Source organism: Apibacter sp. HY039, assembly GCF_004023655.1.
GTDB classification, from domain to species: domain Bacteria; phylum Bacteroidota; class Bacteroidia; order Flavobacteriales; family Weeksellaceae; genus Apibacter; species Apibacter raozihei.
On sequence record NZ_SAYM01000001.1, the window covers coordinates 443,173 to 461,645 of the forward strand.

The following is an 18,473-nucleotide window of genomic DNA, read 5'->3' on the forward strand; positions in this document are numbered from 1 at the left end:
TACACATATATTTTACTTACAAAATGTAGTATTAAAAAAGTATTTTTAAATAATTTAACATTTAATTCCTACGTAATTGGTAGGAATTGTTAATTTTGCTAAGTTTTAGTATAAATTCAAAACTAATCAGAAAATTTAAATACTACGATGAAAAATTTGAAATTAACAGAAGATTGGACTGCTACAGTCATTGGGGGATTACTGCTCATAATCAGTATAATTTTATTTAGTGTAAATGGGTATGTTTTAAGCTGGCCATCTTTTAAATGGAATACTCTTGAAGAGCTTTCCGGAAATGTTCTTACTTTTAAAAATTTGTTAACAATTCTGCTTGTTTTTGTAGTCACTTACCTTGCTGTTGTGCTGGCATTCTTCTTACAAGGCAAATCATTAAATTCCTCAAAGGGATTTCCGGTTTTGTTTTTTTTGACAGTTATAGCTATGGTAGTAGGAGGTAACGGAATAATGAATGATTGGGGAATAGAATCAGTTATATTTTGTCTTCTTATAGGTTTATTTATTAATAATTTTATTGGAACACCAGATTGGTTGAAAGGGATATTATTATCTGAATTGTATGTAAAAATCGGGTTAATTTTTTTAGGAGCAACTATAATATTTCAGGATATTATGAAAGCAGGTGCATTAGGATTAATCCAATCTGTTATAGTTGTTTTTTCTGTTTGGTATTTTGCCTTCTGGTTGTGTAAAAAATTTAAGATTGATCAGGAAATGTCTATGATGCTTTCCAGTGCTGTATCCATTTGCGGTGTTTCAGCAGCAATAGCAACAGCAGGAGCAATAAAAGGAGATTCTAAAAAATTGTCCTATGTAGTCTCATTAGTTTTAGTTGTCGCAGTCCCTATGATTATAATTATGCCGGCTTTAGCAAAATTATTAGGTTTAAATGAAGTAATGGCTGGAGCCTGGATAGGAGGAACTATTGATACTACAGGTGCAGTAGCTGCTACCGGAGCAGTCTATGGAGAAGAAGCTCTGAAAATAAGTTCAATTGTTAAATTTTCTCAAAATGTTTTATTAGGTATTGCTGCTTTCCTTATCGCGGTTTATTGGAGTTATGCAAAAAAAGATGGTAATGAATATGCAGATAAACCAAATTTGAAAGTTATTTGGGAACGTTTTCCCAAATTTGTGTTAGGTTTTGTTGCTGCCTCCCTTTTATTTTCATTTGCTTTACCTACTGCTGAGTTTAAACCAGTTATCGGAACTTTAAAAAAGTTTCAGGGACTTTGGTTCGCCCTCGGATTTACTGCTATTGGATTAGAAACTAATTTTAAAACCTTAATCAATAGTGAAAATAGAAAAGCGACTTATGTTTTTTTAGGAGCGCAAACTTTTAATGTTGTATTTACCCTTATAGTAGCCTATCTTGTTTTTGGGATACAATGGGATTAGTAACTATTTTTGTGTAGGCCTTTTGATAAAACAAACCTGTAAAAAATTTTAAAAATATAATTTATGAAGCTTTTACAGGTTTATGTTTTCTTATTCTATAAAGTAATTATCAAAAAAATGATAATATTTCTTCGTCTATATTAAGGTTATGAGCAGAGAAATAGCTGACCTAAAAGAAATTCATACTTTTTAAATTTTTTTGAGGTCAATAAGTAATTAGATATCAGTCTATGAATTTATAAAAATATCAATTTGAAGATAAAGAGATCTGCTTACGTTTATTAGTGCTATGTTGTCTTTTATATAGTATCAAATAAGGATACCGGGTATTTAATCTTTTTTAATTAAGCTTATATGACTTAAAAAATGGTTTTTCCTTCATTTAAATTATAAATTTCCATAATTTCTTTTAAAATTTTCTTAAAATTAATTTTAAGATCTACAAGTTTACCGGTTTTAATGTCAAATATCCATCCGTGAACTTGAAGATCTCTTTCAAGAAAAGCCTTTTGTATAGCTGCGGTTTTGATCAAATTGATGCATTGTTCTTCAACATTTAACTCAACCAAGCGGTTGTATCTACGGTCTAAATCCTCAATTTTATTTAACTCGTCTTTATGGATTCGATATACATCCCGGATATTACGAAGCCAAGGATTTAATAGACCTAAATCTTGTGCTTCCATGGCGGCTTTAACTCCTCCACAATAATAATGTCCGCAAACAATGATTTGACTAACTTTTAAATGATCTACGGCATAAGTTATGACAGACTGTACGTTTAAGTCAATGCTTATCACCATGTTTGCTATATTACGGTGAACAAAAACTTCACCAGGTTTAGCTCCCAGTAGCTCTTCTGTGGAAACCCTGCTATCTGAACATCCAATATATAAAATATCGGGTTTTTGTCCTTTGGATAATTGATTGAAATATTCTTTATCTACAGATAGGCGTTCAGCTATCCATTCTTCATTGTGCGAAAAAATTTTTTTAAAATCCATTAAGATTATTGTTTTAATATATAAAAGTAATTAAAAATATTCAAAAATCTTAAGAATTTTGAATACTAAATTAATATACCTTTATTTCCTTTATATAAACTGTACTTTCCTGATCCTAAGAAAAATATAGCTAAAGAGCTGAAAAGATATAGTAAATTAAGTTCAACCTTTACCCCTCCCGTTTGTGAAAGTGAAAAATCATTTATGCCATGGATTAAATAAAATGTCATTAGCATGGTAAATACGATTAGTAAAGAAGATATTCTTGTAAAAACTCCCAATAATAAACAAATGGGAGCTATAACCTCTCCTGTAGGAACGCCTATCCAAAGAAATTGAGGTAGGCCTTTAGAAGCCAATATTTCTTTTATAAAGTCATGTCCGTGGATTAGTTTTGCTATTCCGTGAAAAATCATAAGCCCTCCAACGGAAATACGTAAAGAAAGCTTTCCTAGATCTGCATTTATTTCTTTTGCCATAATTACTATGTATTAATTTAAAAAGCTAAGTTAAAAGCTTTATTGATGATAATTCTTATCATAGGATAATTAATCTTTAATAATGAGTTTTAATGAAGAGTGTATAAGGTGAAAATTGTATAAAATAGTAGAATGAAAATTAAAAGGAATAGATTAATAACAAAAATAAAAATTCCTTTGATTCGTGAAATAAATTTTTTCTCATTATAAATTCTGCTATGAGATCTGAAAAAGTAGAAAAAAGAATATAAGAAACAAAATATAGAGAATATAGCCAACAATGCTTCTAGGAAAATATTTTCTTCAAAAGCAGAATTAATCCAAACCGCGAGCACGATTATCAGGGCAGTTAATAAAATAAATGAAAAATAATGTAAAGTAAAGATACCATGGTCAAAATAATACCTTTTTTTCTTTCCATGAAAAAGCCACAATGATAAAGCAAAAAAAGGCATATATATATGCCTTAGGCCGATTATGAATGAAGGAATAGATGAGTTTTTCTTTTATCTCATGAGTACTCATATGACTATAAATATCTTTCTTTTCTAGTGTTTTTTTAAAAGTCCAGTATTGAAATTTAGATAATTGACGGTCTTTGGGAAGATGGTGCTGAATTGAATCCAGCTCATGAGTGGATTTTATATCCTTCAAATTATACATACTTACTCCGGATTTCAGAAAATCTAAATTTTCTTTATTTCTTGTTTCGGAGCCTTCATTCGTTGTTATTTCCATACTATTTTTTGTAGTGAAATCCGGAAGAATAGAGGGAACGAAAAAGGTTAGGGAACTTATGAAGATATATAATTTTACAGGAGCTACCTGACTTTTTCTTTTTCAAGATAAATAGTCGTTAGTTAATTTACCCGGATAGAATAATAAATATTTTATTGTTTGCCAGAATTTACTGTCATAGTGAACCAAATCTTCTGCAAAATGTTTGAAGAGGTAGAAAAAGGATTGACGGGTTTCGATGTTTTCCTGACCGCAATTGGGACAGAATCTGTGTGCAACAAAGTGGGAACAGTTTTGACAGACTTTTCCGTCTCTTAATTTAAAATGATCTATAAGCAGTAAATTAATTTTGAGAGGTCAAAATTATGAAAAAATATGGAAAAGGATTCGGTTATTCTATTTTATTAAATCTTACTCAAAGAGCATGTTAATGACTAATAAATATATGTATATCTTTCGATAATAGAAGTAATTTAAACTTTTTTATAAACAAAATAAAGCTCTGTGATTCACAGAACTTTATTTAATTTATTTTGCTCGGTATCTTAGAAAGACTTAATATCAAATCCTATGGACTCTAAAACCTGTACAACTGCAGCCGTAGTGTCTAAGGAAGTAAAGCAGGCAACACTATTTTCCACAGCATTTCTTCTAATAAGGAATCCGTCTTCTTGCGCTGTTCCGTCATTAGATAGAGTGTTAATAACAAATTGAGCTTTACCTTGCTGCATGATTTTAACAATATTGTTTTCCTCGCTTTCCAGCTTATTAATTTCAACAACAGGAATGTGATTATCACGAAGATATTTTGCAGTTCCCTGAGTAGCCATAATTGTATATCCGATATCGTAGAATCTCTTAGCCAATGGCAATGCTTCTGCTTTGTCTTTATCCGCTACAGTAAATATAGCATTTCCTAATATTGGAATGTTAATATGACTTGCACGCAGTGCTTTATATAAAGCTCTTTCATACGTGGTGTCTTTACCGATTACTTCACCTGTAGATTTCATTTCAGGACCTAAGGTGATATCTACTGAACGTAACTTAGCAAAAGAAAAAACGGGAGCTTTAATATAAATATTTTTAGGTTCCGGATAACAATCTATAGCCAGCCCTTGTTCTTTAAGACTTTGTCCCAGTACGGCTTTTGTTGCGACTTTGGCAAGAGGGACTCCGGTAACTTTACTCATAAACGGAACGGTTCGGCTTGAACGTGGATTAACTTCCAGTACATAAATTTTTCCTTTCATTAAAACAAACTGAATATTCATAAGACCGATAATTTTAAACCCTTTGGCCAGCGCCTGAGTTTGTCGAATAATTTCTTCCTTTTCATCATCAGAAAGAGTTTGGGTAGGATATACTGCTATAGAATCACCGGAGTGAACCCCAGCTTTTTCAATATGCTCCATAATTCCAGGAATAAAAACATCTGTTCCATCGCATATGGCATCCACCTCAATTTCTTTTCCTACCAGATATTTGTCAATAAGTATAGGTTGTTTTTCATGAACGTTTATAGCTTCTTTCATGTATCTTTCCAATTCGGAATCTTCATAAACAATTTGCATGGCTCTTCCGCCTAATACATACGATGGACGAATTACGACCGGATAACCTATGGAGTTAGCAACTTTTAAGGCTTCATCAAGGTTGAAGACAGTATCACCTTTAGGTCGGGCAATATTTAACTCATTAAGCTGTAGCTCAAATTTCTTACGATCCTCAGCTCTATCTATATCTTCAATACTCGTCCCTAAAATTTTAACCCCGGCATCGACTGCTGCCTGAGCAAGATTTATGGCTGTTTGACCACCAAACTGTACAAATATTCCATCGGGCTTCTCTAGGTCAATTATGGTAGTTATCGATTCTCTGGTTAAAGGTTCAAAGTAAAGTTTATCAGAAATACTAAAATCAGTAGACACAGTTTCAGGATTGCTATTGATAATTATGGCTTCATATCCGGCATCTTTCAGCGCTAAAACACTGTGAACCGTTGCATAATCAAACTCAACTCCCTGTCCTATTCGTATAGGTCCTGAACCAAGCACAATAACCTTTTTCTTATCGGTTTTCTTAGATTCATTTTCAGTACCATAGGTGCTGTAAAAATAAGGGGTTTCAGAAATGAATTCGGCTGCACAAGTATCTACCATCTTGAATACAGGAATTATATTGTTCTGTTTCCTTAACTTATATATTTCTTTTTCAGTGGTTTCCCATAAACGGGCAATTTCCCAATCTGAAAATCCGTATTTTTTAGCTTCGGCAGCAACTTCTATATTTTGTGGATGAGCTAGTAGTTTTTTCTCTAAATCAATAATATGTTGAAGTTTAGCTAAGAAGAAAACATCAATTTTAGTTATTTCATGAATTTGTTGAATTTTAATTCCATTTCTTAAAGCTTCTGCAATAAGAAATAAACGTTCATCATCCGCTTTTTTTAACCTCTCTTCAAAGGTAGCTGAATCATAAGGTTCCATATCTTTCTTATGAAGATGTAAAGTTCCTATTTCAAGAGATTGAACAGCTTTTAATAGTGATTCTTCTATAGAAGTACCAATTGCCATTACTTCACCTGTAGCTTTCATTTGCGTACCTAAATGACGGTTAGCGCTTTGGAATTTATCAAAAGGCCATCGGGGTATTTTGGCTACCACATAATCCAGGGCTGGTTCAAAGCAGGCATAGGTTGTATTGGTTACCGGATTTTTCATTTCGTCCAGAGTAAGACCTACAGCTATTTTTGCAGCTAGTTTGGCAATAGGATATCCGGTTGCTTTAGAGGCTAATGCAGAAGAACGACTTACTCTTGGGTTAACTTCAATGACAATATAATCCCGGCTATTTGGGTCTAGTGCAAATTGCACATTACATCCACCTTCAATTTCTAATGCTCGAATAATTTTTAAGGCAGAATTTCTTAATAATTGATATTCCTGGTCTGCTAGAGTCTGGCTGGGAGCAAAAACAATGGAATCACCGGTATGAATTCCTACCGGATCAAAATTTTCCATGTTACAAACCACAATAGCATTGTCATTAGCATCTCTCATGACTTCATATTCAACCTCCTTGTAACCAGCTATACTTTTTTCTATTAAACATTGTGTAACCGGACTATATTTTAAACCTGATTCGGTAATTTCCCTGAGCTCAGCCTCATTGTCCGCAATACCTCCACCAGTACCACCAAGTGTGAATGCGGGTCTTACGATAATAGGATATCCTATTTCGTTAGCAAAGTCTATAGATGATTGTATGTCATTTACGATAACACTCTCAGCAATGGGTTCGTTGATTCGTTCCATCAGCTTTTTAAATAAATCTCTATCTTCAGCTTGTTCAATAGAGGATAACTTGGTGCCGATTATTTCTACATCATATTGGTTTAAAGTTCCAGATTTAGCTAACTCAACGGCTAAGTTCAATCCTGTTTGACCTCCTAAAGAAGGAAGAAGAGCATCCGGGCGTTCCAGTGCGATTATTTGTTGAAGAAAGTCTAATGTAAGAGGTTCCATATAAACAGTATCTGCAATCTCCTTATCAGTCATTATGGTTGCAGGGTTTGAGTTTACGAGGATTACTTTATATCCTTCTTCTTTTAAAGCTAAGCAGGCCTGGGTCCCTGCATAATCAAATTCGGCAGCCTGTCCGATGATTATCGGTCCTGAACCGATGACTAATATTTTGTTTATATCTGTGCGTTTTGGCATTTTATTTTAATTAATTGGATGTGGATAATAAAGGATGTTTTACATTAATTATTTTTAAACTCATTAATCATATTCATAAATTGATTAAAAAGATATTCATTATCATTAGGTCCTGGACTGGATTCCGGGTGGTATTGCACGGTAAAGGCAAAATGTTCTTTATGTCTTAACCCTTCAATCGTCCCATCATTCAATGCCCTATGAGTAATTTCAAGTGGCGTATTACTAATAGAGTCTTCGTCAACTACATACCCATGATTCTGGGATGTAATGTGAACTCTGTTGGTAGCAATTTCTTTTACAGGATGATTGGCTCCTCTATGTCCGAAAAGCATTTTATTTGTTTTTGCCCCATGTGCTATAGCATAAAGTTGGTGTCCTAAACAGATTCCGAAAATAGGAACTTTTCCGCTTAGCTCCCTGATAACCTGAATAGATTCAGCTAATTCTTCAGGGTTCCCCGGGCCATTGGAAAGCATAATTCCATCCGGATTTAATTCCATAATGGATTTTGAATTTGTATTGAAAGGAACTACTACAACGTCACAATTTCGTAAGCACAATTCTTTTAAAATACTTTTTTTCATTCCGTAATCAATCAAAACGATTCGGTTTCCTTCAGCGGGTGCACTGTAAGCCCTTGGTGTTGATACCTCTGGTACGTGATGTTCAAGAATGCTGTTTTGCAATGATTTAACTACCTCCTGAGTATCTTCCGAAAGGTTGCAAAATTTACCTTTCATGCTACCTTTGGTGCGTATAGTTTTTACTAAAGCTCGTGTGTCGATACCACTCAAACCAGGAATATTTTGCTTTTTTAGAAAATCATTAATATTCATCTGACTTTGCCAGTGGGATTCGGTTTTAGCATATTCGTGTACTACAACCCCGCCTACGAAGGGATTTAATGATTCAAAATCGCTTGGATTAATGCCATAATTCCCAATCAAAGGATAAGTGAAAACTATAATTTGCTTATGAAATGAAGGGTCTGACATAGTTTCCTGGTATCCGGTCATACCTGTAGTAAAAACTACTTCTCCGATAGTAAATTGATCACTACCAAAACCCTCACCTATAAATTCCATTCCGTTTTCTAATACTAATTTTCGTTTCAAGGTCTTACTTTTAATTATTTGTTACTAGATATTTTATTGTTATTATGTATTCTTTTTTAAGAGTTAAAGACATAGTTAAGCACTGCAATCCGAGCATAAACCCCATTAGTCATCTGTGTGAATATCCTTGATTGGGGTGATTCTATTAAATCCTCGTCTATTTCAACATTACGATTAATAGGGGCAGGGTGCATAATTATGGCTCCGGATTTCATTTTAGAAGCTCTTTCTTTAGTTAAACCATATTGAGATAAGAAGTTCTTTTCGTCATAATGCTGTGTATGTCTTTCATTTTGATTTCTTAATAGCATTACGACATCAGATTCGGATATGACTTCATCCAATGAAGTATAAGTTCCCATATTCATAGTAGTGTCTTGCCAGAATTTAGGGGTTGCAAAGCTGATATTGGCACCCAAACGTTTTAAAATTTTAGCGTCTGAATGTGCGACACGGCTGTGAACAATATCCCCTACGATCACTACATTAAGACCTTTAAATGAACCAAATTCTTCTTGAATTGTAACTAAATCTAACAATGATTGGGTAGGGTGGTCTCCACAACCATCACCGGCATTGATTATAGGTACATCTATTTGTGATATTAAATTTTCGTAAAATCGATCTTGGCTATGTCTGATTACAAAACATTCTACCCCGATTGAGCTAAGTGTCTTAACCGTGTCATACAGAGTTTCTCCTTTTTTTACACTTGAACTTTCTGCATCGAAATAAATAATTTCAATTCCGGTTTTTTTCTCAGCCATTTCAAAGCTCAGTTTTGTTCGGGTGCTGTTCTCAAAAAACAAATTGGAAATATAATGATTCGATAAGTTGGGAAATGCGTTTCTTTTTTTAAAACTAACCGCATCATTTACTAAATCTTTAATAATTTCCAAATCTAAATTTTCAAGAGAGATAAAGTGTTTCATGAATTTATGAAATTTAGTTTAGTTGTTTTTAATATATATATCAGTATCTTATTTTTGTAAAAGTCAAAAAAAAACATCTTAGCTAATAAGATGTTTTTAAATGGAAAATCTTCAAACAGATCTTCGTTATCTTTGAAAGGAGAACCTCCTCCATGAATTAATAAGGATAAGGAAATGGATTTGTTATAAGAAGAGAATACTTCTTTTTTTATTTTGTTAAGTATTATTTTAGTCAAAAATAAATTCAAAAGTTAAAAAATTAGTTATACTTTTTACAAAATTTTAAAATCTCACAAAGTTAAATATAAATTTTATATATGACAATTTTTTTAAAATTAATTTTTGTGTCGACTATGGGTAGAATGTTAATTAATTAAATATAAAATTTTATATTAATAGTAAATATTTTTTTTAAATATTCTATTGTATTATTAATTATAATTATCACAATTTAGTTAATTAAAAGATGATTTATATATTATTAATTATTAATATGAGTTTGAATTTTATTCATTCAACTGTTAAGTAAAATATATTATTAATTGGATAAATTTTTTTATATAACAATTAATTTGATTTAATTTTATTAAATTTGCATCAAATTAATATTTATTAGTAATTTATAAATGTTTGTATTAAGTCATAGGGTGTAAATTTGACATTTCTGTCTGTAACCTTTATCAGGCTTTTTTGAAATGAATATTTGAAATATTCTGTCCTTGAAATTTTGTCTGCTTCAACTTTCTTATGTTCATAAAGAGTTATAATCGTAAAAGTTTAATTATATATTGAGTAAACTTTCCTATAATTATTTAGTAAAATAATTTTTTCGATTTACTTTTTTACAATAATATTTTCCATAAGTTTAAGATATGATCATAAAGTAGTTTAAGCGTCTAGTTAATTGTAAATATCTGATTTAAAATAGTTTGTTGGTAAATTTTAATTTCAGGTATTTGAAAAAGAAACGTAATTTTAATATAACATAAATGAAAAGATCTACTATTTATAAATTGCAAAATTTTTTTGTATTTGCAATATTACTTTTCTTCTTTTCACCGCAGTTAAAGTCGCAAAGTCCAGGAGGGGTGTCTTTAACACAAGAGTTGTGGTTGAAAGCGGATCAAGTACAAGCCTCAGGGACTCCAACTGATGGGCAGTCAATCTCCTTATGGCATGATTGGTCCGGTAATAATCGCGATCATGTTCAAAATGGAACCAATACACTTCCTACTTTTGTAACATTCGGAGATTTAATGAATTTTCAGCCAGCATTAAATTTTGATGGAAGTACTAATACAAAATTAGTAGGACCTGATTTCAGTGTTAAATCTACATTATCTTATTATATTTTTTATGTATCCAGACTAAAAGAAGGAACAACAGGCGTAGCAACACTTTATTCTTTAAATGCAGGGCGTAATAATTATAGTGGATGGTCTGCCGGAAATCCATATTTTACAACAGGTAATGCTACAGCAAATGTTAATACAAACAGCAATGGTAAAAATTATGGAATCAATGCCGTAATAAGACCTAATGGAACGCTTCTCTCTCAATATTCTTACTTTAACGGTGTTTCACAGTCATTTACCGGAAGAGCTATGTTAACTACTTCAGGACAAAGTGTTATTGGAAATGCTAATTTAACTACAGCAAATCCTTTTTATGGAGATATTCAGGAGATTATTGTTTTTTCTGCACCTCAGAATACATTAATGACAGATACGGATTTACAAAAAGTATATTCTTACTTATCTATTAAATATGGAATCCCATTGGAGGCAGCTGCTTCTCAGACTATGCCTAATTATTTAAATTCTAATGGAGATATTATATGGGATGGTTCTCAGGATACTACTTACCAAAATTATGTTTTTGGTATTGGTCGAGATGATGCTGGTAGCTTATATCAAAAACAATCAGTTAATTATGATAAACCGGTAGTTGCTGTATTTACAGGAGACGATTTAACAACATTAAATGCCAACAGTACCGGAGTTTTAACCGATAATACATTTATGCTATTAGGTTCTAATGGTTTGGAAGGTCTGAAAAGGTATGAATATGCCGCAGGACAGGTTTTTGCAAACGGAAGCCTATCAGAGAAAATTAATTTTAAGCATAATGCAGTTTTAAAAGCAAAAACATTTAATCAGGCATCATTTACAGTTAATATGAAAACTTATCTGGATACTAAATATATTTTAGTTTGTCCTGATGAAAATTTTGATCCTTCCAATACTAGAATTTATTCTGTTACGGATGATATTGCAAAATCGGTTTTAGTTAATAATGGTGATTACATTTCATTTGCCTTAGTAGGTGCTAAGCCTGGAGGTGTAGATTTGCTCACTGAGTTATGGTTAAAAGCAGATATTATACCAGGAACTACTACAGATAGTACAGCAGTAACCACTTGGCAGGATGTTTCTGTTTTCGGTAGAGACCATACTCAAAGTGGTACTATTTCAACTCCGCTTATCCGAAATAAAAGTAATTTGATGAATTATCATTCTCATTTACAATTTAACACATATTCAGCCTTAACAGCATCCAGCTATTTGGATAGTAGCAAGTCATATTACATGTTTTATGTATCTGAAGTAACTAATACTACAGCAGCTTCAATATTATATGCGTTTAATAGTTCGGCAAATGTTAATAATAATAACCAAGGTTGGTATATGGGAAGCCCTTCATTTACCGATGGAGGTTACGCGGCGGCTAATTTTAAAACACATACTAATCCTCAGGGTAAAACGTATGGTATCGTCGCTGTTGAAAGAACCAATAGTGCCGATGTCCAGCAGAGGCTCACATTTAACGGTATTACTCAATCTTTTTCAGGAAGTGTTTTAGCAGGGATAGGTACAGGTGAAAGTTTAATTGGAGCGCGTAGAGCAGGAAATTATCTACCGTTTTTAGGTAATTTACAGGAAATTATTGTTGTGTCAGGTGATGCGGGAGTTCAAATGACTGATTTGCAGCTTTTGAAAATAAATTCTTATTTAGCGGTTAAATATGGAATTACCTTAGATCCGTCAAGTCAGCCTAATTATATAAGTTCAGACGGAACTGTAATATGGAATGGGAGCACAAATACAGGGTATCAAAATAATATTTTCGGAATTGGTAGAGATGATAATTCAAGCTTATACCAAAAGCAATCGTCAAGTTACGATAAAGATATAATGACCGTTTTTGTCGGAAATGAAATTCAAAATTTGAATATTGATAATACTGGGACGATAAATAACGAAGAATTTTTAATGTTTGGATCTAATTCTGCTGATGGAGAATCACTTAGCTCTTATGACTACAAGCAAAATACACAATTTGCTAATATGGTTTTACCTTCAGACATCAATTACAAAAATGATTTTGTTTTAAAAGCTCAGGTGACCGGTAGTACAGGTTTTCAAGTCAAAATACAACTAAACACAGCAGCAAAATATGTATTAGTATCTTCAGATGAAACATTTACTCCGGCAAATACTCGTATATATGAGGTTAATAATAAAATAGCAGAAGATGTTCAGATAAACAATGGCGATTATGTAGGACTTGCTTTATATTCATTTGCTCCGGGGGGAGTTATTAATGGGTTAAGATTATGGCTTAGAGCTGATGATTCAAATAGTCTGGAGAATGATGGAAATAATAATATATTAACATGGAAAGATCAGACTTCAAATGAAAATGACTATAATTTAGAGGCAGTAACTTATGGGGCAAAAATAGCTCCGGTCTACACACCCAATGATATAAGAATGAACTTTTTTCCAAGTTTATTTTTCGATAGATATGCCTATTTAGCAACTAAAACAGGGCCAATGAGAGAAAATGCTCCTGATAATTCTACTTCCTTTATAGTTTACAATAGTACCAGTTATGTGGATAATGCCAGAACCTATACTCACGGATTTGGTTCTACCCGCCCGGATGCTGCTGCATCACGGATGCCCGCTGTGGGATTTGCTCCTTTGGAAGGTAGTGGTAGGATAAGTGTTTCGGGAACTGGGGGTGGACTATATAATGGTACGGTAAAAGGTTTCAATCTAGGAGCGACCGCCTTACATATGGTGAGACTTAGAAAAGATGCTGCTGAAGGAGGAAGATTAGTGGAGCACGATTTTGGAGGTCTATCGGATCAGCTTACCACAGGTTTAGGAGCAGGGTTTGGAAATAGCTTTGCTATGGCAAACGGAGGAACCTTAGGAGGAGCAAGTATTGCATCTGGAACATTTATTGGTCTGATGTCTGAAATTTTCTTTTATGAACGCGAACTTACAGAAGTTGAAAAATCAAGAATACGTACCTATTTAGGTATGAAATATGCGATTACGCTGTATGCGACAGGTTCTACCGACACCAATAAATTACCTTTTGATTATGTTCTTTCTAATTCTACTACCACTGTGTGGCCTGGTGCTTCAACACCCTATTCAGCTTACCATAAAAATGTAGCTGGTTTGGTCAGAGATGATAATTCAAATTTATTTGTTAATAAATCCCGTTCCACTGATACAGACGCTACAATAACTATGATAGCGGGAGAATCAGTAACCGATGGACAAGGAACCAGTTCTAATCTAGCTAATGACCAGAGTGGTTTATTTTGGGGAAATAACGGAGCAACCGGTACAACTGTTTATAGTGAATCTGCTAAAGCAGTCTGTGGCGATTTGGAATCGAGAATGAATAGAATTTGGTTAGTAAATAAAGCGAATCTCACAAGTCAAAAAGTAGTGGTTAGAGCAGGAGATGCAACTTCTTTTGAATATGATAATAAATATAAGGTGTATATGCTTGTTGCCAGCAGCGAAAGTGATATAACCAGCGACAATTGGTCTCAAGCCATTCCTGGTGAATGGATTAATGGTGAGGTACAATTTAACTATACTTTTACTGATGACAATACCTATATAACATTTGGAGGAGTAGCTGAGCCTGGAGTTTGTACAAGCTGTACATTCAGCGGGTATAAAACTATTGATTTTACAAAAGTATGGACACGAAAAGATAGAGGCGTTAAAAGTAAAACAGTTGATTTAGGTGATGGTTTTTCAGCGAACATAGCTGTTACCGATTCTAGTAATGTTTTGAGAAACGGATACCCAAGAAGCTATAGAAAAACCTTACAACTGCTGCGAAGAGGTAATAGCACTACTGATACCAAAGCTGTAACTACTACTATCTCTTTTACAGGAGGGGCAGCCGCCGCTTCATTTGAACTTTATGATGTAGATAGACAATCGCAAAGATTAGATGATATTGAAGTTTATGGTCTTTGTGGAGGTGGGGTTGTAAAGCCTAAATTAACCTATAGTATGGATCAGAAAAGAAGTTCATACGTTATTTCAAGCAATACAGCTACGTCCAGAGCTGCCGGATCGTATACTACTTCGTCTTACTTAAATAGAAGAGGAAGATTACAGGTAAACTTTTCAAGCTCAGTTGAGCAAATTGTAATTGTTTATAAGGAAAAATATAATAGTAAAGCAACCGGAAATCAAATGATAGGTATAGGACCATTAACTTTATATTGTCCACAGCCTTTGCAAATTAATGAAGACGGATTAGCATTAACCATGCAGGCATCAGATTCAGTTAAGTTATGTGACGAAGTTCCTTATACCTTCAGAGTAACAAATACTAATTGTGCATCTAAAGAGGTAAATCTGTCAGAAACTTTACCTGAAGGTATGTACTGGGTGGCAGAATCCGTTTCAGTTGAAGAGGGCACAGGTACACCTGTAATAAATACTTACGAAAATACTGCGCAATTGAGTATCCAGAATATTGAGGTTCCAGGAGCTTCTACGATAACGGTTACCGGAACAGCAAGGTTTACTCAAACGGCAACTGCAGGAAGTTATAGTTCTAGAGCTTCTATCACATATAAAAATTCGTCAAATGAAGATGTAACTTATCAAAGCTGTGATTTACTTGCAGGTTGTGGAAATACGACTGTACAAGCTCTTGAATCTGTCAGATTAGATCCGGTAACAGTGGATAAAATATCTGCTGATCTAAGCTGTATTTCAGACGATGGAACGGCAAAAGTAACGATACAGATTACAAACCCTAACACTGCACTTGATTACGTTACGTTAAGCGTTAATATTTCAGACAGTTTTACCTATGTAGATGCAAGTTTGTCCAGTTCACCCGCTACATTGGGAGGAACCACAACCTATGAGGAAGGAGCTTTGACCTTGGAAGATTTTACATTGCCTAATGGGACTTCTACCATAACGTTTCAAATTAAAGCACCAGAAACGTTACCGACGGATGTGGAAAGTCTGGAGCTGGGTTTTGATCTAGTTACAGAGTCAGACATGGAATGTGTTTATATTGATACTACCGACACTGAAATGGATTTTGTTTTGCCTTTTTGTACCTATTGTACTCAAGATCCGAACACTGATCCTGCAACAGTTATGTCTATGGTAGGAGTTTCATCGCAGAGAAACGGTTTAGAAACCTGGCCTGACAATATTCCTAATGGATTTATTGTTTTAGAGTCTAATGACAAAGGACTGGTGATCACCCGAACAGTTCCTGCTAATATACCGCAAGACCAATGGGTTGAAGGAATGATTATTTATGATACCACTGATAAATGTATTAAGCTATACAATGGAACTGAGTGGAAATGTATTGAAAGATCATGTAATGAGTAATTAAAGAATTTAATGTATTGTCAATTTATAAAGATATCTAAGAAATTTCTATGAAAAATATATTATTAATAATGTTGAGTTACATGGTGGTAAATTCCATCCAGGCTCAAGTCGCTATAGGTAAAAACACTGTGGATGGTGCAGGAATCTTGGATTTTGCATCCGGTACCACAAACGGCATAATATTGCCGATAGTGCAAACCATATCAGATAGTACAGTTAACGGAACGTTACTAATGTCTAAATTGGATAAAAAATTGAAGGTTAAGCAAAATGATACATGGATGGATTTAAGTGATCCCGGAAGTATTGATAATGTTGTGTTCAGTAGTAGTTCCGATAATGGTAAAGGAATAATTATCGGAGCTTTAAGTTCATCTGCAGAAGGCATACTTGTTTTAGAGTCTACCGATAAAGCATTGATATTACCCAAGGTTCAGGATCCTCATTTAAATGTTAAAAGTCCCTATCCGGGTATGATTTGTTATGATACAGCCAGTAAAACAATAGCCCTTTTTGATGGACTGAAATGGAATTACTGGAAATAGAAAAATAACTATTTGAAAAAAAACCCTTAGGCATTCTAAGGGTTTTTCTTTTTATTTCTCCCAAAATCATGTTAAATCAGAAGTTTAGCATTTATTATATCAAATTAATTAGTAATTTGTATGACACAAATAAACCCAAAAATACTTAAAATTATGGATGCAGTGTTAGACAAAAAATTTTCAGTTTTAGATGTTGTTGCTAAATTTAATTTAAAAAAGAAATACGATAATTTTATAGGAGGTAAGTTTGTTCCTCCTGTAAAAGGTCGTTATCATGATGTTCCTTCGCCTATTGATGGTAAAATATTTACTCAGACAGCACACTCTTCAAAAGAAGATATAGATTTAGCTGTAGATAAGGCATATGAGGCTTTTAAAGATTGGAGTAAAACATCTGTGACTGAAAGGAGCAATATTTTAATTAAAATTGCTCAGCGAATAGAAAATAACCTTGAGTACATAGCTAGTGTTGAAACTATTGATAATGGAAAAGCTATACGTGAGACTTTAAATGCCGACATTCCTTTAGCAGCTGATCATTTCAGGTATTTTGCCGGTGTTATACGTGCCGAGGAAGGCTCAGCAATGGAATTGAACGAAAAAACTCTATCTTTAATTATTAATGAGCCTCTGGGGGTTGTCGCTCAAATTATTCCCTGGAATTTTCCTCTTTTAATGGCTGCATGGAAATTAGCACCTGCCCTGGCTGCAGGCAATTGTGTTGTTATGAAACCTGCTGAAAATACACCAGTTTCCATTTTAATTTTAATGGAAGTTATTGGGGATTTACTTCCTCCGGGAGTACTTAATGTAGTAAATGGTTCTGGTTCTGAATTAGGAGAAGTGTTAGTTACAAATCCTAAAATAGCAAAAGCAGCATTTACCGGATCAACAGAAATTGGTAGGCAGGTTATGGAATATGCTTCTAAAAATATTATTCCGGTAACTTTAGAACTGGGAGGTAAATCGCCAAATATTTTCTTTCCATCAGTAATGGATAAAGATGATGAATTTTTAGATAAAGCTATCGAAGGAGCTGTGTTATTTGCATTCAATCAGGGAGAAGTATGTACATGTCCTTCACGATTATTAATTCATGAGTCAATCTATGAACAATTTATAGAAAAAGTCATTCAGAGAGTTGAATCCATAAAAATGGGGAGCCCTTTAGATCCTACAGTTCAAATGGGAGCTCAGGTATCAGAAGGGCAAAAGAAAACTATTTTATCATACATTAAAATAGGAAAAGACGAAGGAGCCGAAGTGTTAACCGGAGGAGATGCTTGCAATCTAGGGGGAGATCTTGAAGGGGGATATTATATTCAACCTACTTTGTTGAAAGGGAATAATAAAATGAGAGTTTTTCAAGAAGAAATATTTGGGCCAGTATTGGCTGTAACTACATTTAAAACAACCGAAGAGGCTATTGAGATTGCTAATGATACTATTTTTGGTCTGGGTGCAGGAGTATGGACCAGAGATGCTCATGAATTGTATCAGGTTCCAAGAGCTATAAAAGCGGGAAGAGTTTGGGTAAATCAATACCATGCTTATCCTGCCGGAGCTCCATTTGGAGGTTATAAACAATCGGGTATAGGAAGAGAAAATCATAAAATGATGTTGGATCATTACAGACAAACAAAAAATATGCTTATTTCTTATGATAAAAATAAGTTAGGCTTTTTTTAAAAATAAATAAACTAATTAATCAAAAGGAGGGCAAACATATTCAGTTCCTCCTTTTTTTATTTTTTATCGAATGTGAAACTGTTAATAATTTAAAATTCGATTTAAATTAAGTATAAAAAATTTAAATCGTTTAGAATT

General features: G+C 33.5%; 11 protein-coding genes. 4 read left to right on the forward strand and 7 right to left on the reverse strand.

Annotated elements, in window-relative coordinates; all coding sequences use genetic code 11:
• The first annotated feature begins 147 nt into the window (after positions 1 to 147).
• Complete coding sequence (locus EQ921_RS02080; RefSeq protein WP_128150729.1) at positions 148 to 1,416, forward strand: YeiH family protein; 1,269 nt, start codon at positions 148 to 150, stop codon at positions 1,414 to 1,416.
• Positions 1,417 to 1,775: 359 nt separating this feature from the next.
• Here EQ921_RS02080 and EQ921_RS02085 read toward each other — a convergent pair whose 3' ends face one another.
• From EQ921_RS02085 to EQ921_RS02115, 7 genes are all read right to left on the reverse strand, one after another.
• A complete protein-coding gene (locus EQ921_RS02085; RefSeq protein WP_128330378.1) occupies positions 1,776 to 2,420 on the reverse strand; it encodes a carbonic anhydrase in 645 nt (214 codons plus the stop codon).
• A gap of 65 nt (positions 2,421 to 2,485) precedes the next feature.
• Positions 2,486 to 2,899, reverse strand: a complete 414-nt coding sequence (locus EQ921_RS02090) for a DoxX family protein (protein WP_128150733.1) — start codon at positions 2,897 to 2,899, stop codon at positions 2,486 to 2,488.
• A gap of 393 nt (positions 2,900 to 3,292) precedes the next feature.
• Entirely contained in the window at positions 3,293 to 3,637 is a 345-nt protein-coding gene (locus tag EQ921_RS02095) for a hypothetical protein (protein WP_128330379.1), read from the reverse strand.
• A gap of 102 nt (positions 3,638 to 3,739) precedes the next feature.
• Entirely contained in the window at positions 3,740 to 3,826 is an 87-nt protein-coding gene (locus EQ921_RS14995; RefSeq protein ID WP_370449490.1) for a DUF3667 domain-containing protein, read from the reverse strand.
• 356 nt (positions 3,827 to 4,182) lie between these two features.
• Entirely contained in the window at positions 4,183 to 7,359 is a 3,177-nt protein-coding gene (gene carB, locus EQ921_RS02105; RefSeq protein ID WP_128330380.1) for a carbamoyl-phosphate synthase large subunit, read from the reverse strand.
• 44 nt (positions 7,360 to 7,403) lie between these two features.
• Positions 7,404 to 8,477 (reverse strand): carbamoyl phosphate synthase small subunit, encoded by a 1,074-nt coding sequence (locus EQ921_RS02110; RefSeq protein WP_128330381.1) that lies wholly within the window; start codon positions 8,475 to 8,477, stop codon positions 7,404 to 7,406.
• A 56-nt stretch (positions 8,478 to 8,533) separates the two neighbouring features.
• Positions 8,534 to 9,409, reverse strand: coding sequence for an aspartate carbamoyltransferase catalytic subunit (locus tag EQ921_RS02115; protein WP_128330382.1), 876 nt, complete (start codon positions 9,407 to 9,409; stop codon positions 8,534 to 8,536).
• Between the two features lie 989 nt (positions 9,410 to 10,398).
• Between EQ921_RS02115 and EQ921_RS02120 the strand changes: the two genes are divergently transcribed.
• The 3 genes from EQ921_RS02120 to EQ921_RS02130 all read left to right on the forward strand — a co-directional run bounded on the left by EQ921_RS02120 (position 10,399) and on the right by EQ921_RS02130 (position 18,335).
• The gene (locus tag EQ921_RS02120) at positions 10,399 to 16,098 is read left to right on the forward strand and encodes a hypothetical protein (RefSeq protein ID WP_128330383.1); all 5,700 of its coding nucleotides are present in this window, start codon (positions 10,399 to 10,401) and stop codon (positions 16,096 to 16,098) included.
• A gap of 50 nt (positions 16,099 to 16,148) precedes the next feature.
• A complete protein-coding gene (locus EQ921_RS02125; protein WP_128330384.1) occupies positions 16,149 to 16,646 on the forward strand; it encodes a hypothetical protein in 498 nt (165 codons plus the stop codon).
• Positions 16,647 to 16,799: 153 nt separating this feature from the next.
• Positions 16,800 to 18,335 (forward strand): aldehyde dehydrogenase family protein, encoded by a 1,536-nt coding sequence (locus EQ921_RS02130; RefSeq protein WP_128330664.1) that lies wholly within the window; start codon positions 16,800 to 16,802, stop codon positions 18,333 to 18,335.
• The last annotated feature ends 138 nt before the right edge of the window (positions 18,336 to 18,473 follow it).